This is a genomic window from Acidimangrovimonas sediminis, assembly GCF_002871005.1.
GTDB classification, from domain to species: domain Bacteria; phylum Pseudomonadota; class Alphaproteobacteria; order Rhodobacterales; family Rhodobacteraceae; genus Acidimangrovimonas; species Acidimangrovimonas sediminis.
The window spans coordinates 362013-383129 of record NZ_PHSN01000005.1 but is presented as its reverse complement, the minus strand read 5'-3'; the positions used below and the strand labels follow the sequence as shown (position 1 = coordinate 383129).

At 67.9% G+C, this 21117-nt stretch carries 22 protein-coding genes; 11 read left to right on the top strand and 11 right to left on the bottom strand.

The annotated features are described in order from the left end of the window. Genes urtB through urtE form a run of 4 tightly spaced genes read left to right on the top strand, consistent with a single transcriptional unit; the run spans position 1 to position 4610 of the window. Complete coding sequence (gene urtB / locus CVV76_RS06210; RefSeq protein ID WP_102223742.1) at positions 1-1944, top strand: urea ABC transporter permease subunit UrtB; 1944 nt, start codon at positions 1-3, stop codon at positions 1942-1944. Between the two features lies 1 nt (position 1945). Beyond that, a complete protein-coding gene (urtC, locus tag CVV76_RS06205; RefSeq protein WP_102223741.1) occupies positions 1946-3175 on the top strand; it encodes an urea ABC transporter permease subunit UrtC in 1230 nt (409 codons plus the stop codon). After that, positions 3172-3912 (top strand): urea ABC transporter ATP-binding protein UrtD, encoded by a 741-nt coding sequence (urtD, locus tag CVV76_RS06200; RefSeq protein ID WP_102223740.1) that lies wholly within the window; start codon positions 3172-3174, stop codon positions 3910-3912. Before urtC ends, urtD begins: the two co-directional genes overlap by 4 nt. A gap of 2 nt (positions 3913-3914) precedes the next feature. After that, positions 3915-4610 carry an urea ABC transporter ATP-binding subunit UrtE gene (urtE, locus tag CVV76_RS06195; protein WP_199178503.1) on the top strand — a complete coding sequence of 232 codons (696 nt, stop codon included), beginning with the start codon at positions 3915-3917 and terminating at the stop codon, positions 4608-4610. Between the two features lie 15 nt (positions 4611-4625). Here the strand turns inward: urtE and hpxZ are convergent, their stop codons facing one another. From hpxZ to CVV76_RS06175, 4 genes are read right to left on the bottom strand one after another with little or no spacing between them, the layout of a single operon-like run. After that, on the bottom strand, positions 4626-5045 hold the full coding sequence (gene hpxZ, locus CVV76_RS06190; protein WP_102223806.1) for an oxalurate catabolism protein HpxZ: 420 nt from the start codon (positions 5043-5045) through the stop codon (positions 4626-4628). Further along, complete coding sequence (locus CVV76_RS06185; protein ID WP_102223738.1) at positions 5045-5839, bottom strand: ABC transporter ATP-binding protein; 795 nt, start codon at positions 5837-5839, stop codon at positions 5045-5047. Before CVV76_RS06185 ends, hpxZ begins: the two co-directional genes overlap by 1 nt. 2 nt (positions 5840-5841) lie before the next feature. Then, a complete protein-coding gene (locus tag CVV76_RS06180; protein ID WP_102223805.1) occupies positions 5842-6690 on the bottom strand; it encodes an ABC transporter permease in 849 nt (282 codons plus the stop codon). A 14-nt stretch (positions 6691-6704) separates the two neighbouring features. Beyond that, the gene (locus CVV76_RS06175; RefSeq protein ID WP_102223737.1) at positions 6705-7706 is read right to left on the bottom strand and encodes an ABC transporter substrate-binding protein; all 1002 of its coding nucleotides are present in this window, start codon (positions 7704-7706) and stop codon (positions 6705-6707) included. A 150-nt stretch (positions 7707-7856) separates the two neighbouring features. Between CVV76_RS06175 and CVV76_RS06170 the strand changes: the two genes are divergently transcribed. Beyond that, entirely contained in the window at positions 7857-8759 is a 903-nt protein-coding gene (locus tag CVV76_RS06170; protein ID WP_102223736.1) for a LysR family transcriptional regulator, read from the top strand. 42 nt (positions 8760-8801) lie between these two features. Here the strand turns inward: CVV76_RS06170 and CVV76_RS06165 are convergent, their stop codons facing one another. Both CVV76_RS06165 and CVV76_RS06160 read right to left on the bottom strand, forming a co-directional pair. Continuing rightward, a complete protein-coding gene (locus tag CVV76_RS06165) occupies positions 8802-9197 on the bottom strand; it encodes a cell division protein ZapA (RefSeq protein WP_102223735.1) in 396 nt (131 codons plus the stop codon). Then, positions 9190-9762 (bottom strand): hypothetical protein, encoded by a 573-nt coding sequence (locus CVV76_RS06160; protein WP_102223734.1) that lies wholly within the window; start codon positions 9760-9762, stop codon positions 9190-9192. Before CVV76_RS06160 ends, CVV76_RS06165 begins: the two co-directional genes overlap by 8 nt. A gap of 306 nt (positions 9763-10068) precedes the next feature. On the opposite strand from CVV76_RS06160, the gene tkt reads away from it, so the two are divergent. After that, entirely contained in the window at positions 10069-12093 is a 2025-nt protein-coding gene (gene tkt, locus CVV76_RS06155; RefSeq protein ID WP_102223733.1) for a transketolase, read from the top strand. A gap of 338 nt (positions 12094-12431) precedes the next feature. Here tkt and CVV76_RS06150 read toward each other — a convergent pair whose 3' ends face one another. Next, positions 12432-13379, bottom strand: coding sequence for a DUF808 domain-containing protein (locus CVV76_RS06150; RefSeq protein ID WP_102223732.1), 948 nt, complete (start codon positions 13377-13379; stop codon positions 12432-12434). 253 nt (positions 13380-13632) lie between these two features. On the opposite strand from CVV76_RS06150, the gene CVV76_RS25165 reads away from it, so the two are divergent. Beyond that, positions 13633-13776 carry a hypothetical protein gene (locus CVV76_RS25165; RefSeq protein ID WP_199178502.1) on the top strand — a complete coding sequence of 48 codons (144 nt, stop codon included), beginning with the start codon at positions 13633-13635 and terminating at the stop codon, positions 13774-13776. A gap of 168 nt (positions 13777-13944) precedes the next feature. After that, positions 13945-14946, top strand: a complete 1002-nt coding sequence (gap, locus tag CVV76_RS06145) for a type I glyceraldehyde-3-phosphate dehydrogenase (protein WP_102223731.1) — start codon at positions 13945-13947, stop codon at positions 14944-14946. A gap of 101 nt (positions 14947-15047) precedes the next feature. On the opposite strand, the gene coaD is transcribed toward gap, so the two are convergent. After that, positions 15048-15545 carry a pantetheine-phosphate adenylyltransferase gene (gene coaD, locus CVV76_RS06140; RefSeq protein ID WP_102223730.1) on the bottom strand — a complete coding sequence of 166 codons (498 nt, stop codon included), beginning with the start codon at positions 15543-15545 and terminating at the stop codon, positions 15048-15050. A gap of 194 nt (positions 15546-15739) precedes the next feature. Beyond that, positions 15740-16174, bottom strand: a complete 435-nt coding sequence (locus tag CVV76_RS06135) for a CBS domain-containing protein (RefSeq protein WP_102223729.1) — start codon at positions 16172-16174, stop codon at positions 15740-15742. 333 nt (positions 16175-16507) lie between these two features. Between CVV76_RS06135 and CVV76_RS06130 the strand changes: the two genes are divergently transcribed. Further along, positions 16508-17137 carry a hypothetical protein gene (locus CVV76_RS06130; RefSeq protein WP_102223728.1) on the top strand — a complete coding sequence of 210 codons (630 nt, stop codon included), beginning with the start codon at positions 16508-16510 and terminating at the stop codon, positions 17135-17137. Positions 17138-17156: 19 nt separating this feature from the next. On the opposite strand, the gene CVV76_RS06125 is transcribed toward CVV76_RS06130, so the two are convergent. Then, positions 17157-18107, bottom strand: coding sequence for a LysR family transcriptional regulator (locus tag CVV76_RS06125; RefSeq protein ID WP_102223727.1), 951 nt, complete (start codon positions 18105-18107; stop codon positions 17157-17159). Between the two features lie 319 nt (positions 18108-18426). Between CVV76_RS06125 and CVV76_RS06120 the strand changes: the two genes are divergently transcribed. Both CVV76_RS06120 and CVV76_RS06115 read left to right on the top strand, forming a co-directional pair. Next, positions 18427-19926: a CoA-acylating methylmalonate-semialdehyde dehydrogenase gene (locus CVV76_RS06120; RefSeq protein WP_102223726.1), complete on the top strand. Its 1500-nt coding sequence runs from the start codon at positions 18427-18429 to the stop codon at positions 19924-19926. An 89-nt stretch (positions 19927-20015) separates the two neighbouring features. Continuing rightward, entirely contained in the window at positions 20016-20435 is a 420-nt protein-coding gene (locus CVV76_RS06115) for a hypothetical protein (protein WP_102223725.1), read from the top strand. A 65-nt stretch (positions 20436-20500) separates the two neighbouring features. Here CVV76_RS06115 and CVV76_RS06110 read toward each other — a convergent pair whose 3' ends face one another. Then, positions 20501-20884: a YkgJ family cysteine cluster protein gene (locus CVV76_RS06110; RefSeq protein WP_102223724.1), complete on the bottom strand. Its 384-nt coding sequence runs from the start codon at positions 20882-20884 to the stop codon at positions 20501-20503. Between the last annotated feature and the right edge of the window lie 233 nt (positions 20885-21117).

The following is a 21117-nucleotide window of genomic DNA, read 5'->3' as shown; positions in this document are numbered from 1 at the left end:
ATGTTGCGCCTTTTCCTTGCGGTGCTCGCGGCCCTGCTGCTGGCTACGGGGGGCCTGCGGGCCGAACCGGTCGGCCAGATCCTCGACACCAACCGTGCGCTGATCCAGAAATCCTCGCGCCTGACGATCGGACCGGTGATCGACGCGCTGGCCACCTCGGGCGACGACCGGGCGGAAGCCGTCTTGCAGGCCTGGGGCGACAAGCATCTCGGGATCCGCAAGTCCGACGGCGCCTTCGTCCTGATCACGCGCAAGGGCGGCGACTATGTGCTGACTGCACCGGACGGCAAGGCGGCGGGCACGGCAAAGCGCAGCGATATCGACGCGTTGCGCCCCAATGCGGGGGTGCGCCGCCTGATCGACGGGGCGCTGGTGCAGTTCCAGTTGAACGCACCGAAGCGCGCCACCCGCGCCGCCGCCCTCGACATCATCGACCGGCACCCCGAGGCGGGGCAGCTGAAACCGCTGGAGGCCTCGATCCCGGGCGAGTTCGACCCGGGCCTGAGATCGCGCAAGGAGCGGATGTTGCGCCTTCTGACGATCCGCTTCGGCGACGATGGAGCCGCACGCATCAAGGCGATCGAGAGTTTCGGCGCCGATACCGGCCTTGACCTGCGCGGCGCGCTGAACCCGCTACTGGATACGAAGCGGGTGGTGACCAGGGCAGGCGAGACACCGCCGGGCAACGTGGCGCGGCAGCTGATCCCCGGCAAGGGGATCGGAGATGCCGCGGCCTATGACCTGCTGGTGAAGGCCGGCGATGCCCCTGCCCGCCTGACCCCCGTCGCGCGCAAGCAGGCGCTGGAGGCGAACATCGAAGGCGGAAAGGTGGGCGGCGTGCCCGTCCCGGACCTGTCCGACCCCGAGGCCCGCGACCGCGCCTACAGCGCACTGGAACAGGCCGGAAAGGTGCCGCAGGCCGCCACCGCGGCAGAGGTCGCCGCCGCCGTCGCCGCCCATGCCTATTGGGATGTCTATGCCGAGCCTTCGAAGGAGGTCACCGATGCGGCGAGGGCCGCGCTGTCGAAGATCGCGCTCAAGGTCGACGGAATGGAGGCGTTCGACCTGCTGCTCGAGGCGCTGTCGCTGGCCTCGATCTACTTCCTCGCGGCGATCGGGCTGGCGCTGACCTTCGGCGTGATGGGCGTGATCAACATGGCGCATGGCGAATTCATCATGATGGGCGCCTATACCGGCTACGTCGTCCAGCAGTGGATCCCGAACTACACCGTGTCGCTGCTGGTCGCCCTGCCGTTGGCCTTTGCCGTGACCTTCGCGGCCGGCGTGGCGATGGAGCGCCTTGTCGTGCGCCACCTCTACAAGCGGCCGCTGGAGACGCTGCTGGCGACCTTCGGCGTGTCGATCGCGCTCCAGCAGATCGCCAAGAACATCTTCGGCACGCAGGCCCGCCCCCTCACCTCTCCCGCCTGGCTGGACGGGGCCTGGGTGCTGAACGACGTGGTGTCGATCAGCTATATCCGGATCGCGATCTTCGTTCTCGGCCTCGTGTTCCTGCTGCTGTTCCTCTTCGTGATGAATCGCACGCGGTTGGGGCTGGAACTGCGCGCGGTGACGCAGAACCCGGCGATGGCGGCCTCGATGGGGATCAACCCGGACCGGATCAACATGCTGGCCTTCGGCCTTGGCTCCGGCATCGCGGGGATCGCGGGGATCGCGCTTGGCCTGTTCGCCAAGGTGACGTCCGAGCTGGGGCAGGATTACATCGTGCAAAGCTTCATGACCGTCGTGGTCGGCGGCGTGGGCAACATCTTCGGCACACTTGCAGGCGCCGCGCTGATCGGCACGCTGCAAAAGGGGATCGAGTGGCTGAATCCCTCGAACACGCTGGCTGCGCAGACCTACATGATCCTGTTCATCATCCTCTTCATCCAGGTCCGGCCGCGCGGCATCATCGCGCTCAAGGGCCGGGCGGCGGGGGACTGACATGAGCGCGTACCTGCGGAAAAACCCCTCGGTCCTGTGGTTCCTGGCCATCCTCGCCCTGTTCGTGGTGGCCGTGACGCTGATGTCGCCCGGCACCGGATCGGGGATGATCTCCACCTCCTTCGTCAAGACGCTGGGCAAGACGCTGTGCCTTGCCATGGTGGCACTGGCGATGGATCTGGTCTGGGGCTACACCGGGATCCTCTCGCTCGGGCACATGGCGTTCTTTGCCATCGGCGGCTACATGATCGGCATGTGGCTGATGTACGCCCGGACCGAAGAGATCGTGGTCAAGGCGCTGTCGCAAAGCCCGATCCCGCCGACCCCGGACGAGATCTTCCACGGCATCGGCACGCAGATCTTCGGCGTGGTCGGGTCGTCCAAGATGCCGCTGATATGGACCTTCGCGGGATCGCTGCCGGCGCAGCTGGCGCTGGTGGTGATCGTGCCCGCAGTGCTGGCCTTCGTCTTCGGCTGGCTGGCATTTCGCTCAAGAGTAGCAGGGGTTTACCTGTCGATCCTCACGCAGGCCATGACCTTGGCCCTGTCGCTGTGGCTGTTCCAGAACGACAGCGGATTGCGCGGCAACAACGGGCTTTCCGGCCTGCAGAACATACCGGGCCTCGGCGGCGTGTCGCAGGACTGGCTGTCGATCTGGTTCTTCTGGGCCTCGGCGGCCGCGCTGGCGCTGGCCTATATCCTGCTGGCCTGGGTGGTGTCGGGCAAGTTCGGATCGGTGATCCGCGCCATCCGCGACGACGAGCAGAGGGTGAGGTTCCTCGGCTACCCCGTTGAAGGATTTAAACTCTTCGTCTTCGCGCTGACCGCCGTGATCTGCGGTATCGCCGGCGCGCTCTACTACCCGCAGGCGGGCATCATCAACCCGGCGGAGCTGGCGCCCATCGCCTCGATCTACCTTGCGGTCTGGGTGGCGATCGGCGGACGCGGGCGATTGTACGGTGCGGTCATGGGCGCGGTGTTCGTCTCGCTCCTGTCGTCGTGGTTCACCGGCGGACGGGCGCCCGACGTGCCCTTGGGCTTCGGCACGATCCACTGGGTTGACTGGTGGCAGGTGCTGCTGGGCCTGGCCTTCGTGCTGGTCACCCTGTTCGCGCCGCAGGGCCTTGGCGGCCTTGTCGATCTGGTCACCGGCCTGCGCCACCCCGGCCGCCACGGTGCACCGCTGGGCCCCGACCAAGGCTCGCTTCAGGAGAAGGAGGCGCAGGAATGAGCTCGCTCCTCGAGGTTTCCGGCGTTTCCGTCAGCTTCGACGGCTTCCGCGCGATCAACAACCTGTCCTTCAGCATCGGCCCGGCAGAACTGCGCGCGGTGATCGGCCCGAACGGCGCAGGCAAGACCACCTTCATGGACATCGTCACCGGCAAGACCCGCCCCGACGCGGGCCGGGTGCTCTTCGGCGAGAAATCCATCTCGCTGCTGAAACGTTCGGAGGCCGAGATCGCCCGCATCGGCGTCGGCCGCAAGTTCCAGCGCCCCACGGTGTTCGAGGATCAGTCCGTCGCCGACAACCTGATGATGGCGCTGAAATCCGCGCGCGGGCCGTTCCGCGTGCTCTTCTGGCGCCCCGGCCCCGCCGATCATGAAAAGGTCGAGGCGCTGGCCGCCGAGGTGGGTCTTGCCGACCAGCTGGCGCGCAAATCGGGGGAGCTGTCGCACGGCCAGAAGCAATGGCTGGAGATCGGCATGCTGCTGGCGCAGGAGCCGCGCCTTCTGCTGGTCGACGAACCGGCGGCGGGCATGACGCTGGCCGAGCGCGAACATACCACCGCCCTGCTGGTACAGCTGGCAAAAACCCGGGCGGTGGTGGTGGTGGAACATGACATGGAATTCGTGCGGCGTCTGAACTGCAAGGTGACGGTGCTGCACGAAGGATCGGTGCTGGCCGAGGGATCGCTTGACCACGTCACCGCCGACCCGCAGGTCATCGAAGTGTATCTGGGGCGCTGATCATGTTGGAATGCCAAGGACTTACACTGCATTATGGGGGGTCGCAGATCCTCTACGGCATCGACCTCGTGGCGCGGGCGGGCCAGGTCACCTGCATCATGGGCACCAACGGCGTCGGCAAGACCTCGTTGATGAAGGCGCTGGCGGGAACGCATCCGCGTACCGCCGGCACGGTGAGGCTGGACGGCGAGGAGCTGGGGAAGCTGCCGGCGCAGGGCATGGCGAAGAAGGGACTTGCCTATGTGCCGCAGGGCCGGATGATCTTTCCCCTGCTGACGGTGCGCGAGAACCTGGAAACCGGCTTCGCCCTTCTCCCCCGGGCCGAGCGCCGGGTGCCGGACGAGATCTACGACCTTTTCCCGGTGCTCAAGGACATGGGCCACCGCCGCGGCGGCGACCTCTCGGGCGGGCAGCAGCAGCAGCTTGCCATCGCCCGCGCGATGATCACGCGGCCCAAGGTCCTGCTGCTGGACGAGCCGACCGAGGGGATCCAGCCCAACATCATCCAGCAGATCGGCCGGGTGATCGAGCTTCTGAAGGCCCGCGGCGACATGGCGGTGGTGCTGGTCGAGCAGTATTTCGACTTTGCCTACGGCCTTGCGGATGCGTTCTGCGTACTCAAGCGCGGCCAGGTCACGCTCCACGGCACCAGGGCCGAGCTGGACCGCGACACGCTGCGGCAGAGCGTTTCGGTCTGACCCTGCGCCACGGGGCTACCTGTCCGTCATGCGCGCCGCCGGGACGGAGCTTACATGTGCCGCGACGATACGCCAGCCCTCGGGCGTGCGCAGCCAGGTCTGCATCTGGCGGCCGATCTCGTCGGGCAGATCGTCGCGGATGAAGAGGGTCGAGGCGATGCCGTAATCCGTGCCGTATGTGGTGATGCGGGTTTCCATCAACGTCCGGGTGAAGGGCGCCTGCCCCGCGCGGTAGGCACGGAGCGCGTCGCTGCCGTATTGCGTATCGGCCACGCCATAGCGAAGCGTCTCCGGCCCTTCGAGGAACATCGCGTCCAGCACCACGGTGTCGCTTGCCAGAAGCGCTGCCTCATAGCGGTGGAAAAGGTCGGTGAGTTCCGCCACGACCTCGGGGCGGTTGATCTCGGGCGCCGTCACCTCTGTCTCCACCGTCATCATTTACGCACCTCGCGCTGGAAAACCTCAAGGCTGTGGCGCTTGGCCTCGATGAACGCCGGCGCGCTCAGCGTGTCCAGGTCGCGCGGGCGGGCGGCATCGAAGCGCACCACCTCGGCCACCTGCGTCGGGCGCTTGGTCAGGAGAAGCACCTCGTCCGCAAGGTAGACCGCCTCCTCAAGATCGTGCGACACCAGCATCATCGTCGTTCCCGTCTCCATGAACACCTGTTGCAGTTTCTCGCGGATGAACAGCGTCATCTCGAAATCCAGCGCCGAGAAGGGCTCGTCCAGCAGCACGACCTCCGGCCCCGGCGCCAGCGCCCGCATGATCGAGGCGGTCTGCTGCTGCCCGCCCGACAGCTCATAGGGGTAGCGGTTCAGGTCGAAGCCGATGCCGAAGGAGGCAACCAGTTCTTCGACCCGCGCCTCGACCCGGGCCTTCGACCAACCCATCAGCTTCAGCGGATAGGCGATGTTGTCGCGCGTGCGCATCCAGGGAAACAGCGCCTCGCGGTAGTTCTGGAAGACATAGCCGATGCGGGTCTCGCGCCGGGTCTTGCCGCCGAACAGGATCTCGCCGCCGTCGATCGGGATGAGGCCCGCCATCATGTTGATCAGCGTGCTCTTGCCACAGCCGTTCGGCCCGAAGACCGAGATGATCCGCCCCCGCGCGATGTCGAGGTCGAACCCGTCGTAGAGCGGCGCGTCGCCGAAGTATTTCACGAGGCCGCGGATGGTGATCAGCGGGCTGTCCACGCTCTGGCCGGTGGTCGGGGTGTCGAGGATGGTCATGCTCACCTCCCGCTCCAGTGGACGATGCGACGCTCGGCGTAGAGGAAGAGGATGTTCAGCAGATAGCCGAGGATGCCGGTGGCAAGGATCGCCGCGTACATCAGTTTCACGTTTAGCACCTGTTGCGCGTCGAGGATGGCATGGCCGAGGCCGTTGGTGGAGCCGATGAACATCTCGGCTACCACCACGACGACGAGGGCCATCGAAACGGCGGTGCGCAGGCCGACGAAGCTGGGCTGCAGGCTTTCCCAGATCAGCACGTCTCGGAACACCCGCCAGCCGGAGGCGCCCATCACGCGGGCCGCCATGATGCGCTGCTTGCGGGCGTTCATCACGCCGTAGGCCGAGTTGAAAATCACGATCAGCACCGCGCCGAAGGCCGCGATCGCCACCTTGTTGAAATCCGACACGCCGAAGATCAGCAGGAACAGCGGGATCATTGCCGAGGCCGGGGTGGAGCGGAAGAAGTCGATCAGGAACTCGACGCTGCGATAGGCCTTCTCGTTGCTGCCCAGCAGGACCCCCAGCGGCATGCCGATCACCGCCGAGATCGCGAAGGCCTCCAGCGTGCGAAGCACCGTGACGGCGAAATCCATCATCAGCTTGCCGCCCGCGAGGCCCTGCACCAGCGTCGCCAGCACCGGGATCGGCCCCGGCAGCAGGATCGGCGTGATGAGCTTCATCTGCGCGACCAGCGCCCAGATCACGAAAAGCGCCACCGCCCCCACGACCGGCAGGAGAAGCCCCACCGCCCGTTCGCGCGCGGCGCGGCGGCGGGCCTGCGCCCGGGACGGCAGCGCCCGGATGCTGCCCGCGTCAGGCGGGGCGGCCAGCGGGGCGGGATCGGTCATGTCCGCGCTCATCGTCAGGCCTTGTAGATCATGCCCGACACGTCGAGCGGAGCCGAGAAGATGCCGGCGTCGGAGAAGAGGTCGAAGAACTTCTGGAAATAGGCGACGGATTCCGGCGTGAACTCGTCGTACATCGTGTAGCCCGACAGCGGCACTTCCTGCACCAGGTCGCCCGAGATCGAGGTGTAGTTGGCAAAGTACTTGCGGCTTTCCTCGGGGTTGTCGCGGACATAGGCCACGCCCTTTCGGTAGGCGGCGATATAGGCCTTGGCCTCATCGGGGTGGTCCTTGAGGAAGGCACCCGTCAGCGAGGCCGCCCCGCCGTGCCACGGCGCCATCGGGTCGCCCAGGATGTAGCGCGCGATCACCCCGGCCTCGAGCGTGCGGGTGGTGCCGTTCATGCGGCCGATCGTGCCCTGCGGCTCCAGGGTGTAGGCCGCGTCGATCTGGCCCGAGGCGATGGCGGCGACGTGCTGGCCGAAGGGCAGTTCGACCACCTGCGCGCCCTTGGCGCCGGCCTTTTCGAACACCGTGCGCGCCAGCGTCATGTTCTGGATCCCCGGGCCGCCCGCCACGCGCTTGCCGGCAAGATCGGCGATGGTCTTGTAGGGGCTGTCCTTGGCCACGATGATCTCGTCGAGGACGTATTTCTCGTTCGTCGGGTTCGAGCAGATGAACTTGATCAGCCCGGGCTGGGCCAGCTCGGCGATCGCCTGGTTGGCGCTGCCGGTGCCGTTGGCGCAGCCGTCGGCCCGGCCGGCCAGCATCGCCTCGGTGATCTGCTGGGCACCGGCGTAGCGCTGCACCTCGACGGTCACCCCCGCAGCCTTGAAATACCCCTCCTCGACCGCGGCATAGAACGGCAGCCCCGCCGAGATCGGCCAATAGCCGATGCGCAGCGTGGGCCCCGCTGCGCGAAGCACCGCCGGCATGGCAAGCGACGCCGCGGCGGCACCGGTGGCGGTCAGCAACGACCGGCGGGTAAGGGCGATGGGCGAGGAGGAGGAGCGCGTCATGTCTGGGTCCCTGCGAATGCCTCCCCCTGTCGCGGGGAGCACGGTTGAAATGGCCTTGCCGGAAAGGATGACGGATTGCCGTGCGTCGGGGAAATGCTAATATTTCGTCAACCCGTTGCATTTTTTGCACCACCTTGCACGAGGCACCCGATGCGTCACATGGAAACCTTCCGCCTGATCGAGGCGGTGGCCCGGGCGGGGTCTATCCGCAAGGCGGCGGAGGACACGGCGATCACGGCCTCGGCGCTGAACCGGCGGATCCAGCGGTTCGAGCAGGAATTCGGCTACGAGATCTTCGAGCGGCTGACGACGGGGATGCGGCTGAACCCTGCGGGAGAGCTGGTCCTGCAACATTACCGCGGCCAGAACTCGGACCTGCAGCGGATCCGGTCGCAGGCCGCCGACCTGTCAGGGGTGCGGCGCGGCAAGGTGACCATCGCCGCCTCGCAGGCGCTGATCCCGTATTTCCTGCCGCACGAGATCGCGGCCTACCGCCGCGCCCACCCCGCCGTGACCTTCGAGGTGAACGTCCGCGACCGGTCGCAGGCGGAGAAGGACCTTGCCAGCTTCAACTCCGACCTCGCGCTGGTGTTCGAGCCGGTGCACATGGTGGATTTCCAGATCCTCTACGCGCTGAAACAGCCGGTCTGCGCGATCTTCGCCGAGGATCATCCGCTGGCCCGCCGCCCCGGCCTTCGGCTGCGCGACTGCGTCGACTTCCCCCATGTCGTGCCCCGGGCCGAGTTGGGGGTGCGAAGCCTTCTGGACGCGGCGCTGAAGCCCACCTCGCGCCGGCTCTCCCCGGTGCTGGAAACGGATTCGTTCGAGCTGATAAGGCATTACGTGCTGCACGAGGGGGCGGTCGGGTTTCACATCCCGGTCGGACTCGAGGCGTCGCCGGGGCTGACCCTGCGCCGCATCCCGGAGCGCGACCTGCCGGCGGGGAACCTGTTCCTCGGTCAGATGAAGGGGCGGTCGCTGCCGGTGGCCTCGTCGCGCTTTGCCGAGCAGGTGGTCGGTGCCCTCCGCGCCCGCGAGACGGAATTCGCCTGAAACGCGCGCTACGAGACGGCAGAGGGTGCGTCGAAACGCACCCTACGAGGCGGCCCGTTCCTCGATGCGGTCGGCCAGCGCCTCGGTGCGGGCGGCGATCTCGGCCAGCGTGTCGGTCATCACCTGCGGGATCACCGGCACCTCGATCTTCTCGGGCGGCGGACCGGGGCGGGATTTCAGCTCGGCCAGCTCGGCCTCGACCTCGGCCAGCCGGGCCTCGGCGTCGCGCAGCTGATCCTCGGCGCCGGCGGTCTTGTCGGCCAGCATCAGCCCCGCCATCAGAAGCATCCGCACCTCGGGGATGCGCCCGGTCTGCACCAGCAGCGCCTGCGCCTCGGTGTCGAGCATCTGCGCCGCGGTGCGCAGGAAATGCTCCTCCCCTTCCTGGCAGCCGACCATGAAGCCACGGCCGCCGATCATGATCTCGATATCAGGCATCGGGCGTCTCCATGCTTGCGGCCCTGGCCGGGATCCGGCCAAGCAGCGGTTCGATCCCGGCAAGGATCTCGTCCATCTCGGCGATCTCGGCCGCGCGGCTGGCGCGCAGCGCCTCGAGCTCGGCCAGCATCGACTTGTTCACCAGGTGCGGTTCGGTCAACCCGTCCTGCATCGCCTCGCGCAGGGTACGGATCGTCTCGCGCAGCTGGATGTTGGTCTTCTTCATGCGCTGGAGTTCCAGCCCCTGGGTGTCGAGCTGGCGCGTCATTTCGGCCAGCTTGCGCTCCAGCGTGTTGACCCCGGTCTCCTGCTTCTCCTTCACGGCGCGCACGCGTTCGGAAAGCTGGGCGTTGGTGTCGCGCTCAGCGGCCAGTTCCTCGGACAGGCGGGCGATCTCGTCATCCTTGGCCGTCAGCACGGCAGCGCGCTCCGCCTCGGCCTCGGGGTTGGGAATGGCGGTGCCGGGCGCGGGCGCCGCGGCAGCCGCGGATCCCTGCTCGAGGCCCCGGCCGATGCGGTCCAGCGCGGCGGCGATGCGGCGCTCCAGCTCGGCGATCTCGTTCATCTCGTCTCTCTCCTTGCCTTGGGCCGGGCCGCGCGGGGCCCGGCCGAAAGGGGCGAATCGCTGCCTTCTCCGGGGCTTGCCCGATGATAGACCAAAGCGCCCGGCGAATGCGCCCCCCAACCTTCGCCCTGCCCCGCCCGCGACGCGAGAGACCGCCGAGCAGGCATGCGGAATGCCCCGCCCCGACGCCCCGATCCCGCGGAAAACCCCGCCCTGCGGCACCGGCTGCGCTTGAATCGTGCCGAAAGACTGGTATCACCGCCCTTTCAGGCGCGAAAGTTGCGCGAAACGCTGTGGAGGAGCCCCTTGGATATCGAGACGCTGCGCAAGACGCACCCCGACCACTGGATGAAAGCCGCGGCTCTCCGCGTGCTGGCGATGGATGCGGTGCAAGCCGCCAATTCCGGTCACCCCGGCATGCCGATGGGCATGGCCGACGTCGCGACCGTGCTGTTCGAAAAACACCTGAAATTCGACGCATCCGCCCCGGATTGGGCCGACCGCGACCGGTTCATCCTGTCCGCGGGCCATGGCTCGATGCTGCTCTACGGCCTGCTCTACCTGACCGGGTATGAGGGGATGACGATCGACGAGATCAAGAATTTCCGCCAGTGGGGCGCCAAGACCGCGGGCCACCCGGAATACGGCCACGCCAAGGGAATCGAGACGACGACCGGCCCGCTGGGCCAAGGCATCGCCACCTCGGTCGGCTTCGCCATGGCCGAGGAATCGCTGCGCGCGCGCTTCGGCAAGAAGGTGCAGGACCATCACACCTACGTCATCGCGGGCGACGGCTGCCTGATGGAAGGCATCAGTCAGGAGGCCATCGGCCTTGCCGGCATGCAGAAGCTGTCGAAGCTGATCGTGATGTGGGACAACAACGGCATCTCGATCGACGGTAAGGTCTCGCTCTCGGACATCACCGATCAGCACGGCCGGTTCGAAGCCGCGGGCTGGAAGGTTCTGGCCTGTGACGGCCACGACCCCGAGGACATCGACCGCGCGCTGACCGAGGCGAAGAAATCCGACCGCCCGGTGATGATCGACTGCAAGACCCACATCGGTTTCGGCAGCCCCGCCAAGCAGGACACCAAGGGCGCGCATGGCTCGCCTCTGGGCCCCGACGAGATCGCCAAGGTGCGCGAGATCTACGGCTGGACCGCCCCCGCCTTCGAGATCCCGGCCGACATCAAGTCCGCCTGGGAAAAGATCGGGTCGCAGGGCGCCGAGGCGCGCACCGCGTGGGAAGGCCGTCTGGCAGAGCTGTCGGACAGCCGTCAGGCGGAATTCGCCCGCGTCTTCGCGCTGGACGCGCCGAAGAAACTGGCCGCCACGATCCGCGCGCTGAAGAAGCAGGTGAGCGAGGCCAAGCCCAAGGTCGCGACGCGCAAGTCGTCCGAGATGGTGCTTGAGGTCGTGAACCCGGCGATGCCCGAAACGATCGGCGGCTCGGCCGACCTGACCGGCTCGAACAACACGCTGACGGCCGATCTGGGCATCTTCGGCCCCGAGGACCGCAAGGGCCGCTACGTGCATTACGGCATCCGTGAGCACGGCATGGCGGCGGCGATGAACGGCCTCGTGCTGCATGGCGGCGTGCGTCCCTACGGCGGCACCTTCATGTGCTTCACCGACTATGCCCGCGGCGCGATGCGCCTGTCGGCGCTGATGGGCGTGCCGGTGGTCTATGTCATGACGCATGACTCGATCGGCCTGGGCGAGGACGGCCCGACGCACCAGCCGGTGGAACACCTCGCGATCAGCCGCGCAACGCCGAACACGCTGGTCTTCCGCCCCGCCGACACGGTCGAGACCGCCGAGGCCTGGGAGATCGCGCTGACCGAGAAGACCCGGCCGTCGGTCATGGCGCTCAGCCGCCAGAACCTGCCGCTTCAGCGCGAGAAGCACACGACCAAGAACCTCACGGCCCAGGGCGCCTATGTCCTGGCCGAGGCGACCGGCAAGCGTCAGGCGATCCTGATGGCAACCGGCTCCGAGGTCGAGATCGCGATGGCCGCCAAGGCGAAGCTGGAAGAGGCCGGCATCGGCACCCGCGTGGTGTCGATGCCGTCAATGGAGCTGTTCGCCGAGCAGGACGAGGCCTACCGCAAGCGCGTGCTGCCCGCGGGCCCCGTGCGCGTGGCGATCGAGGCCGCGGGACGCATCGGCTGGGACCGCTGGCTTCTCGGCGAACGCGGGCGCGAGCAGAAGGCCGCCTTCATCGGGATGGAGGGCTTCGGCGCCTCGGCCCCGGCACCCGAGCTGTACGAACACTTCGGCATCACCGCCGAGGCGACCGTCGCCAAGGTCAAGGAACTGCTGGGCCTCTGAGGCCTGGATCACGTGACTGATGGAAACCGCCCGGGCGCAAGCCTCGGGCGGTTTTCTTTTGATCGGCTCGCCGAGCAAGCGCGCCCACCCTGCCCGGAAGCCACTGCGTGGGCTACACCGCCCCATCGGGGGCTGCGTGAAAGTCGTCTCTCCCGCGCGATGCCAGCCTGCAACCAAGACCCGCGGCACTCAGGCGACCAGTCCGGGCGGCGCCCGCCCCTCCTCATGAGAGGGCGCGTTGCATCGTCACCGCACGCTCAGTCGTCGGAGGGGTGTGGCACGATGAAGCAAGGACCTCGACGACGGCACCAGCGCCCACCAAGGGTGGGGCGCCGCCCTCAGTGACCGCCCTTGCCGAAAAGCCGCATCACGCCCGTCACCACGCCCAGCACGACGAAGCCCACGGCCAACCCGAACACGCCGTCGCAGAGCGCCGTCACCAGCCATTTGACCGCGCCCTGAACCGCCCCGGGCACCGCATGGGCAGCCGTTTCGGCCAGCGCCTCGATCGACTGCCCCGGCTGGTCCAGGCCAAAGCTGTGCAGACCGTGGGTGATGATCGACCCGCCGACCCACAGCATCGCCAGCGTCCCCACCGTCGCAAGAAGCGTCAGGAACCCCGGCATCCCCCGCACCAGCGCGCGGCCCGCGGCCCGCGTGATGCCCAGCCGCCCGACCCGCGCCAGGTGCAGCCCGACATCGTCGGCCTTCACGATCAACGCGACGCCGCCGTAGACCACCAGCGTGATCCCGACCCCGGCCAGCCCCAGCGCCGCGCCTTTCATCCAGATCTCGGAAATCGTCAGCGCCGACAGGATGATCGTCATGATCTCGGCCGAGAGGATGAAATCGGTCTTGATCGCCCCCGAGACCCGGCGTTCCTCCAGCTCTGCCGCGTCGCGGGCGCGGGGGGCGGCCTCTTCGCCATGTCCCGGGCGGATCCAGTGCATCACCTTCTCGGCCCCCTCGTACCCCAGGTACAGGCCACCGAGCGTCAGAAGCGGCTGGATCGCCCAGGGCGCGAAGCTCGACAGGATGAGGGCGACCGGCAACAGGATCACCAGCTTGTTGAATATCGACCCGCCGGCGATCTTGGCCACCATCGGCAATTCGCGCGCAGCCGGGATGCCGTCGACGAAGCGCGGCGTCATTGCCGCGTCGTCGATCACCGCGCCCGCCGCCTTGGATCCGGCCTTGGCCGCCTGCCCCGCGACATCATCAAGCGATGTCGCCGTCAGCTTGGCGATCGCCGCCACGTCGTCCAGAAGTGCCAGAAGTCCGCTCATGCCCTGCCCTTTTCACCCGCCTGCCATAGCCGTTGCCTGCCGGCTTATCCCCGCGGCGGGCGGGGTCCCGGATCGGGCCGCCCGGCCCGCGGTCGGACACCGTCGTGCCACACCCCGGCGTGATCCGCACGCGGCGACATGACGATGGCTTCTTTTCGCCGCACCGCGCGGCTAGTCTGGCCCGCGCCCGCCGACCGGCGGGAGCGCCCGTTCAAGACGCGCACCGCGCGCCGAGCTGCCCATCGGACCTGACATGACTGACCGCCTCGCCCTCATTCTCGGCCTTCTCCTGGTTCTGATGTTCGGTGCAGACTTTCTCTTCAACCATGGCGACGCCACGTTGTTCCTTGCCAGGAAGTTGACCGAGCTTGTCGATTATCTCGAGTTCTGGCGCTAACAGCCTGATCCCCCGGTTGATCTTTGCGCGAAAATCTGGCCTGTGCGGGACGAGCCCGTCCGAACCACCTGGGTCACGGCGGGTGTGCGCCCGCATGGATCCCGCGATCTGACCCGCGACCCGGCGGGGCGCGACATCATCGCCGCTATCCCCGAAGGGAGGACAGGAATGACAGTTAAGGTTGCCATCAACGGCTTTGGGCGGATCGGCCGCAACGTGCTGCGGGCCATCGTGGAATCGGGTCGCACCGACATCGAGGTGATCGCGATCAACGATCTCGGCCCGGTCGAGACCAACGCCCACCTCATCCGCTACGACAGCGTGCACGGCAAGTTCCCGGGTACCGTCACGGTGGACGGCGACACGATCGACGTCGGCCGCGGGCCGATCAAGGTCACCGCGATCCGCGACCCGAAGGAACTGCCCTGGGGCGACGTCGACATCGCGCTGGAATGCACCGGTCTCTTCACCGCGCGCGACAAGGCCGCGGTGCACCTCGAGAACGGCTCGAAGCGCGTCCTGATCTCGGCCCCCGGCGCCGGCGCCGACAAGACCATCGTCTTCGGCGTGAACCACGAGACGCTGACCAAGGACGACCTGGTCGTGTCGAACGCGTCCTGCACGACGAACTGCCTGTCGCCGGTGGCGAAGGTGCTGAACGACTCGATCGGCATCGCCAAGGGCTTCATGACCACGATCCACAGCTACACCGGCGACCAGCCGACGCTGGACACGATGCATAAGGACCTGTATCGCGCCCGCGCCGCGGCGATGTCGATGATCCCGACCTCGACCGGGGCCGCCAAGGCCGTGGGCCTCGTGCTGCCGGAACTCAACGGCAAGCTCGACGGCGTGTCGATCCGGGTGCCGACGCCGAACGTCTCGGTCGTGGATCTGGTGTTCGAAAGCACGCGCCCGACCACGGTGGACGAGGTGAACAGCGCGATCCGCGCCGCCGCCGACGGCCCGCTGAAGGGGATCCTGGGCTATACCGACGAGCCGAACGTCTCGATCGACTTCAACCACGACCCGCATTCCTCGACCTTCCACATGGACCAGACCAAGGTCATGGAAGGCAACATGGTGCGGATCCTGACCTGGTACGACAATGAGTGGGGCTTCTCCAACCGGATGAGCGATACCGCCGTGGCCATGGGCAAGCTGATCTGAACCGATCGCAGATCGTGAAACGCAAGCGGGCGCCCTCGGGCGCCCGTTTCCATTCGCGGCTTGCGGGGCGCGTGGAAACGCCCCCTGCGCCAGCCTCCCGCTTATCCGCCGGGGTGCAGCTTTTCGCACAGCGCGTCGTTGACCCGGGCGGGAACGAATTTCGAGACGTCGCCGCGCAGCCGCGCGATTTCCTTCACCAGCTTCGACGCGATCGCCTGGCTGCGCGCATCGGCCATGAGGAAGACCGTCTCGACCCGATCGTCGAGCGCGCGGTTCATCCCCACCATCTGGAATTCGTATTCGAAATCGGCGACCGCCCGCAGCCCGCGCACGATGACCGCAGCGCCGACGTCACGGGCGCAGTCGATCAGCAGATTCTCGAAGGGATGGACCACGAATTCGCAATCCACGGCGCCGAGAGAGGCGCATTCGGCCTCGACCATCGCGACCCGCTCCTCGAGCGTGAACATCGGCCCCTTGTCGCGGTTGATCGCCACCCCGATCACCAGCCGGTCGACCAGCTTCGCCGCCCGCTTGATGATATCCAGATGCCCCATGTGGATCGGGTCGAAAGTCCCCGGATACAGGCCGATACGCATGGTGTGCCTCCCCTTGCTCACACGCCGCACGCAACAATATTGCCCCCGGCTTTGCAAGGGCAGATCGCCCCGAACACGCGATTTACGCTGCGGCGCGGCACGAAGACCGCGCACCGCAGCGTCGCGGCCCGCGGACCTGCGTCGATCAGAACGGGGGGAGCGGCCGCAACCGGGCCGTAACCGGGCACCCGGCCTCAGAAGCCCTTGATCATGCCTTCAAGCGCCTCGTTCTCCATCGCCAGCTCCTCCAGCCGCGCCTTGACGGCGTCGCCGATCGACACGAGGCCGATCATCTCGTCGCCCTCCATCACCGGCATGTGGCGGAACCGCTTTTCAGTCATCACCTCGAGCACCGCCCGCGCCGTCTGATCGCGCGAGCAGCTGATGATCTTGGCGGTCATGAGCTGGTCGACCCGGTCCGACAGGCACGCAGGACCACGGCGCCCCAACTCGCGCACGACGTCGCGCTCGGACAGGATGCCCAGCACGTGCTTGCCGTCGGTCGAGACCACAAGCGCCCCGATCCGCCGCGCCGAGAGGATCTCGGCGGCCCTGGCCACCGTGCAATCGGGGGGCACCGTCTCGACCGGCGCGTTGCCCTTGTTCTGAAGCATGTGCTGGACTTGCATCGCCTTCTCCTTCGGCTGGGTCACCTCTGCGCACCCCGAACTGCAGTCCTGAAAAGATCGTCCCGGGCCGCCGACCTGTCAAGGAAAACGCTGGCAGAGGGGCCACTTCCGGCGCAGGATCGCGTCGAAATGTCCGCGAAAGGAGGGGCCATGCCCGCGATTCCCCAGCGCCCGGCAAGACACGCGGAACGGCCCGCCCGTCCGCCTGTCCGCACCGCCGCCGTCCGGGTTCCGGCGCCCTCCGGCGGGCCTTCCCTCCCCCGCTCAGCCACCCCCGGCGCGACTCCCCGTGCCAGCGCCCGCCGCACGGATCGACACGGGGCACGGGCCGCGATGGTGGCGCTTCTCGCGCTCCTCTTCGGCGCCCCTGCGGCCCCCGCCCTGGCCGGAGAGATGACGGGGGCCACCCTCGTCCAGCCCGTCTTCTCGCAGATCGTCGCCATCCCGGCACCAGAGGGCTTCGCCTCGGCCTACGAGGCGACGCAGGGCGCGAACTACATCCACGAACTGGTGCCCGGCGACCAGGACGTCGAGCACTGGTCGCAGATGATCACCCTGACCGGCACCGCCAACGCGGCCGCAAACGGTACGCCCGACGACCTCGCCGCGCGCTTCGCGGCGCAGATCGGCGACGGATACTGGCGCGCCTGCCCGGCCAGCTTTGCCGGCGCGCGGCTGGCACCGCCCACGGTTTCCGGCGCGCGCGCGGTCTTCGCCGGGTGGCTGGCCTGCGGCACCGCAGGACGGCCGGACCTCTCGGAACAGATGACTTTCGTGGTGATGATCGGCACGCGCGACATCTACACGCTGCAATGGGCCGCGCGCGGCGCCCCCTCCGACGCGCCGCCGCCCTTCGACCGCGCGCTCTGGGCGGAACGGCTGGCGACGCTCGCCTCCGGTGTGCGGATCTGCGACATCACGCCCGGCGAGGGCCCGCCCTACCCCGGTTGCACCGCCCGCTGAGGTCCATCCGCCGCACCGTCTAGAATCGTGCCGCCCCCGCTGCTTCGTCCCCCGCTGTGCCGTCGCCCGCTGTGCCGTCGCCCAATGTCTCGAGCCGCGCCACCTCGCGGCGCACCCCCTGCACGACCAGCTCGGCAAAGCGGTTCAGACGCTCGACCCGCTGGTCGCCGGGATGGCGGATCAGCCAGTAGGCGCGCGTCAGCCCCACCTCGCGCGGCAGCACCTTCATCAGCTCCGGCGCGCCGGGCAGCATGAAGTCGTGGATCACCGCCACGCCCACCCCCTGCCGCGCCCAGGCCAGCTGCACCGAGATCGAGTTCGACGCCATCGCCAGCTGCCCGCCGCCCGCCTCCTCGAAATAGTCGAGTTCCTTGTCGAAGATCATGTCGGGGATGTAGCCGACGAAGCGGTGCGCCCCGAGATCGGCCCGCGAACGGATCGGCGGATGCGCGGCAAGATAGTCGCGGCTGGCAGCGAGATGCAGGTGATACTCGGTGATCTTCTGCACGCTCAGCCGTCCCGCCGCCGGCGGGCTGACCCCGATCGCAAGATCCGCCTCGCGCTTCGACAGGCTGAAGACCCGCGGCAGCGCCACGATCTGCACCTCAAGCCCGGGATGCTGGGCCGCGATCCGCGCCACCACCTGCGGCAGGATGTAGGCGGCGCAGCCATCTGGTGCGCCGATCCGTATCTGCCCCGTCAACCGCCCGGCATCGCCCTGCAACGCACCGACCGCCCCCTGCACCGCCTGCTCGGTCCGTATCGCGTGCTCCAGCAACTGTTCCCCCGCGGGCGACAGCGCATAGCCCTGCGGCGATTTCACGAACAGCCGCGCCCCGAGCGCCTCCTCAAGCCGCGCCACCCGTCGCCCCGCAGTCGCCGGATCGATGCGCAACGCCTTGCCCGCGCGGCTCAGACTTTCCGCGCGGGCCACTGCAAGGAACACCTTCAGATCGTCCCAGTCGGCCATACGCCCTCCCTCACCAAACCTTGCGCGGCACCGAGGTCGCGCCGCGGGGGGTTCACACCCCCGCACCCACCGCATTCGCGGGGGTTTCACACCCCCGCCCCCCCGTGGGATATTTCCGCTCAGAAGAAGACAGCCTCTCTTCCCTTTCTGCTCGAAAATATCCGGGGGTGCAGGGGGCAGCGCCCCCGCCGGCCCGGCCCTCGTCGCCGTCGCTCCCTGCATTTTTGCAAAACCCTTTTTGAGAACTTGGCGCTTTATCCGGCAAAAACGCAAGCCTATGGTGCCCGCAATCTGAAACGACCTTTCCGAGGAGGAGAAGATGCAGGAACTTTCCCACTGGATCGACGGCAAGCACGTCAAGGGCACGTCCGGGCGCTTCACCGATGTCATGAATCCCGCGACCGGCGAGGTTCAGGGCCGGGTGCCTCTGGCCACCGTGGCCGAGCTCGAGGCCGCGATCGCCAGCGCCGCGAAAGCGCAGGAAGGCTGGGCCGCGACCAATCCGCAGCGCCGGGCGCGCGTGATGATGGCCTTCGGTGACCTGATCAACAAGCACATGGACGAGCTGGCCGAAATCGTCAGCCGCGAGCATGGCAAGACCCTGCCCGACGGGCGCGGCGACGTGCAGCGCGGCCTCGAGGTGATCGAGGTCTGCATGGGCGCGCCGCATCTTCTGAAGGGTGAATTCACCACCGACGGCGGCCCCGGGATCGACCTCTATTCGATGCGCCAGCCGCTGGGTGTGGTGGCCGGCATCACGCCGTTCAACTTCCCCGCCATGATCCCTCTGTGGAAGATGGGCCCGGCGCTGGCCTGCGGCAACGCGATGATCCTCAAGCCGTCCGAGCGCTGCCCGATGACCTCGCTCCGCCTGGCGGAACTGCTGCAGGAGGCGGGCCTGCCTGACGGCGTGCTGCAGGTGGTGAACGGCGACAAGGAAGTGGTCGACGGCATCCTCGACAACGAGACGGTCCAGGCCGTGGGCTTCGTCGGCTCCACCCCGATCGCGCAGTACATCTACGGCCGCGCCGCCACCAACGGCAAGCGCGCCCAGTGCTTCGGCGGCGCCAAGAACCACATGATCATCATGCCCGATGCCGATCTCGACAAGGCGGCGGACGCGCTGGTGGGTGCGGGCTTCGGCGCGGCGGGCGAACGCTGCATGGCGATCTCGGTGGCGGTGCCGGTGGGCGACAAGACCGCCGATGCGCTGATCGAGCGCCTCGTGCCGCGGATCGAGAAGCTGAAGGTCGGCCCCTATACCGCCGGCAACGACGTGGATTACGGCCCGGTCATCACCGCCCAGGCCAAGGCGCGGATCAACGGCCTCGTCTCCTCGGGCGTCGAGCAGGGGGCCACGCTGGTGGTCGACGGGCGCGACTTCTCGCTCCAGGGTTACGAGGACGGGTTCTTCGTGGGGCCCTCGCTTTTCGACAACGTCACCGCCGAGATGGACATCTACAAGGAAGAGATCTTCGGCCCGGTGCTGAGCCAGGTGCGCGCCAAGACCTATGACGACGCGCTGAAGCTGGTGAAGGACAACCCCTATGGCAACGGCACGGCGATCTACACCGCGGACGGCGACACCGCGCGCGACTTTGCCACCAAGGTCAACGTCGGCATGGTCGGCGTCAACTTCCCGGTGCCCGTGCCGCTGAGCTACCACACCTTCGGCGGCTGGAAGAAGTCGGCCTTCGGCGACCTCAACCAGTACGGCCCGGACGCGTTCAAGTTCTACACCCGGACCAAGACCGTCACCCAGCGCTGGTTCTCGGGCATCAAGGAAGGCGGCGAGTTCCACTTCAAAGAGATGGACTGACACCGCTTCGGTTCCGATACTGCGGGGGCGCCGGGATGTTTCCGGCGCCCTCTTGCATTTAAGCGGTCGACAGTTTCGAGGGAGTACGCATGTCCGTCAGTTTCACCATCTTCCCCCGGCGGGGACTCGTCTACGTCCGATACGAGGGGCAGGTGAAGCTGCAAGAAACAGGCGCCGTGTTCGCCGAATATGCCCGCCATCCCGACTGGCGCCCCGGGCAGCGGCAGCTGGTGGATCTGTCGGGCGTCACCGGGTTCGACCCGGATTATGCCGAGCTTCTCAAGATCCAGGCGCAGAAGGCCGATGTCTTCCTGCGCGGGGCGACAGAAGTTCTGCTGGTCTATTGCGCCCCGACCCCCGCCACCTATGCCATGGCCGAGATGGCCCGCCGCTCGTGGGAGGGGCTGGACGGTGTCATCGTGCGTGCCGTGCATTCCGAGGCCGAGGCGCTGCACCTGCTGGGCCAGCCCGAGGACAGCATCGCCGCGCTGATGGCCAGCGCAGGGTAGGCGCAGGTCTGGCGCGGGACAGGTCGGTGTCAGGTCGGACGATCAGACAGGGGGTCGGGCGGGGATCAGGCCGCGCGCGGCCGTGGCGGGCGTTGCGGCGGCACCGGACCGGAGGGGTCGGGCCCCCCCACCCCGGCCAGCATGAGCAGCCGGGCGGCATCGGCGCCACGATGCTGGCGCGACTTCAGGCATTCGAAGCTGCCCGCGCGGAAGGCCCGGCAGGCGGTCGGGCGCATCTCGTAGACACCACAGGCGAGGCCGGCGGCGCAGGGCGTGAGCTGCGCGCAATGGCCGCCGGCCATGCGCATATAGCGCCGGCCGTCGATCTCGGCCACGGCGTCGGCCGGGAGGGCGCGGGCCTCGTCTTCGGCGAAAAGCTGGATATAGCGGTCGTGGCCGCCGAAGCAGCAGGCACCGCACGAAAGGCAATCGAGGGCGGAGGAGGTCAATTTCGAAAGGGTCCCGGCGCCGACCGGCGGCTACGGGACCGACGGTGTTGCGCCCGGCCCTCATACACCCGCGCCGCGCGCCGCGGAAGGGGTCTTGCACGCGGCGGGATCGGGCCGAGCGGGGCCGCGGCACAGGGCCTGCCGGCGCCGCGCGGCAGCGGGGACGCCCCTTGCCTTCACAAACGTCATGGCTCACCCTTTCCCTTGGGTATTGACCCGGGGGCCCGAATTAA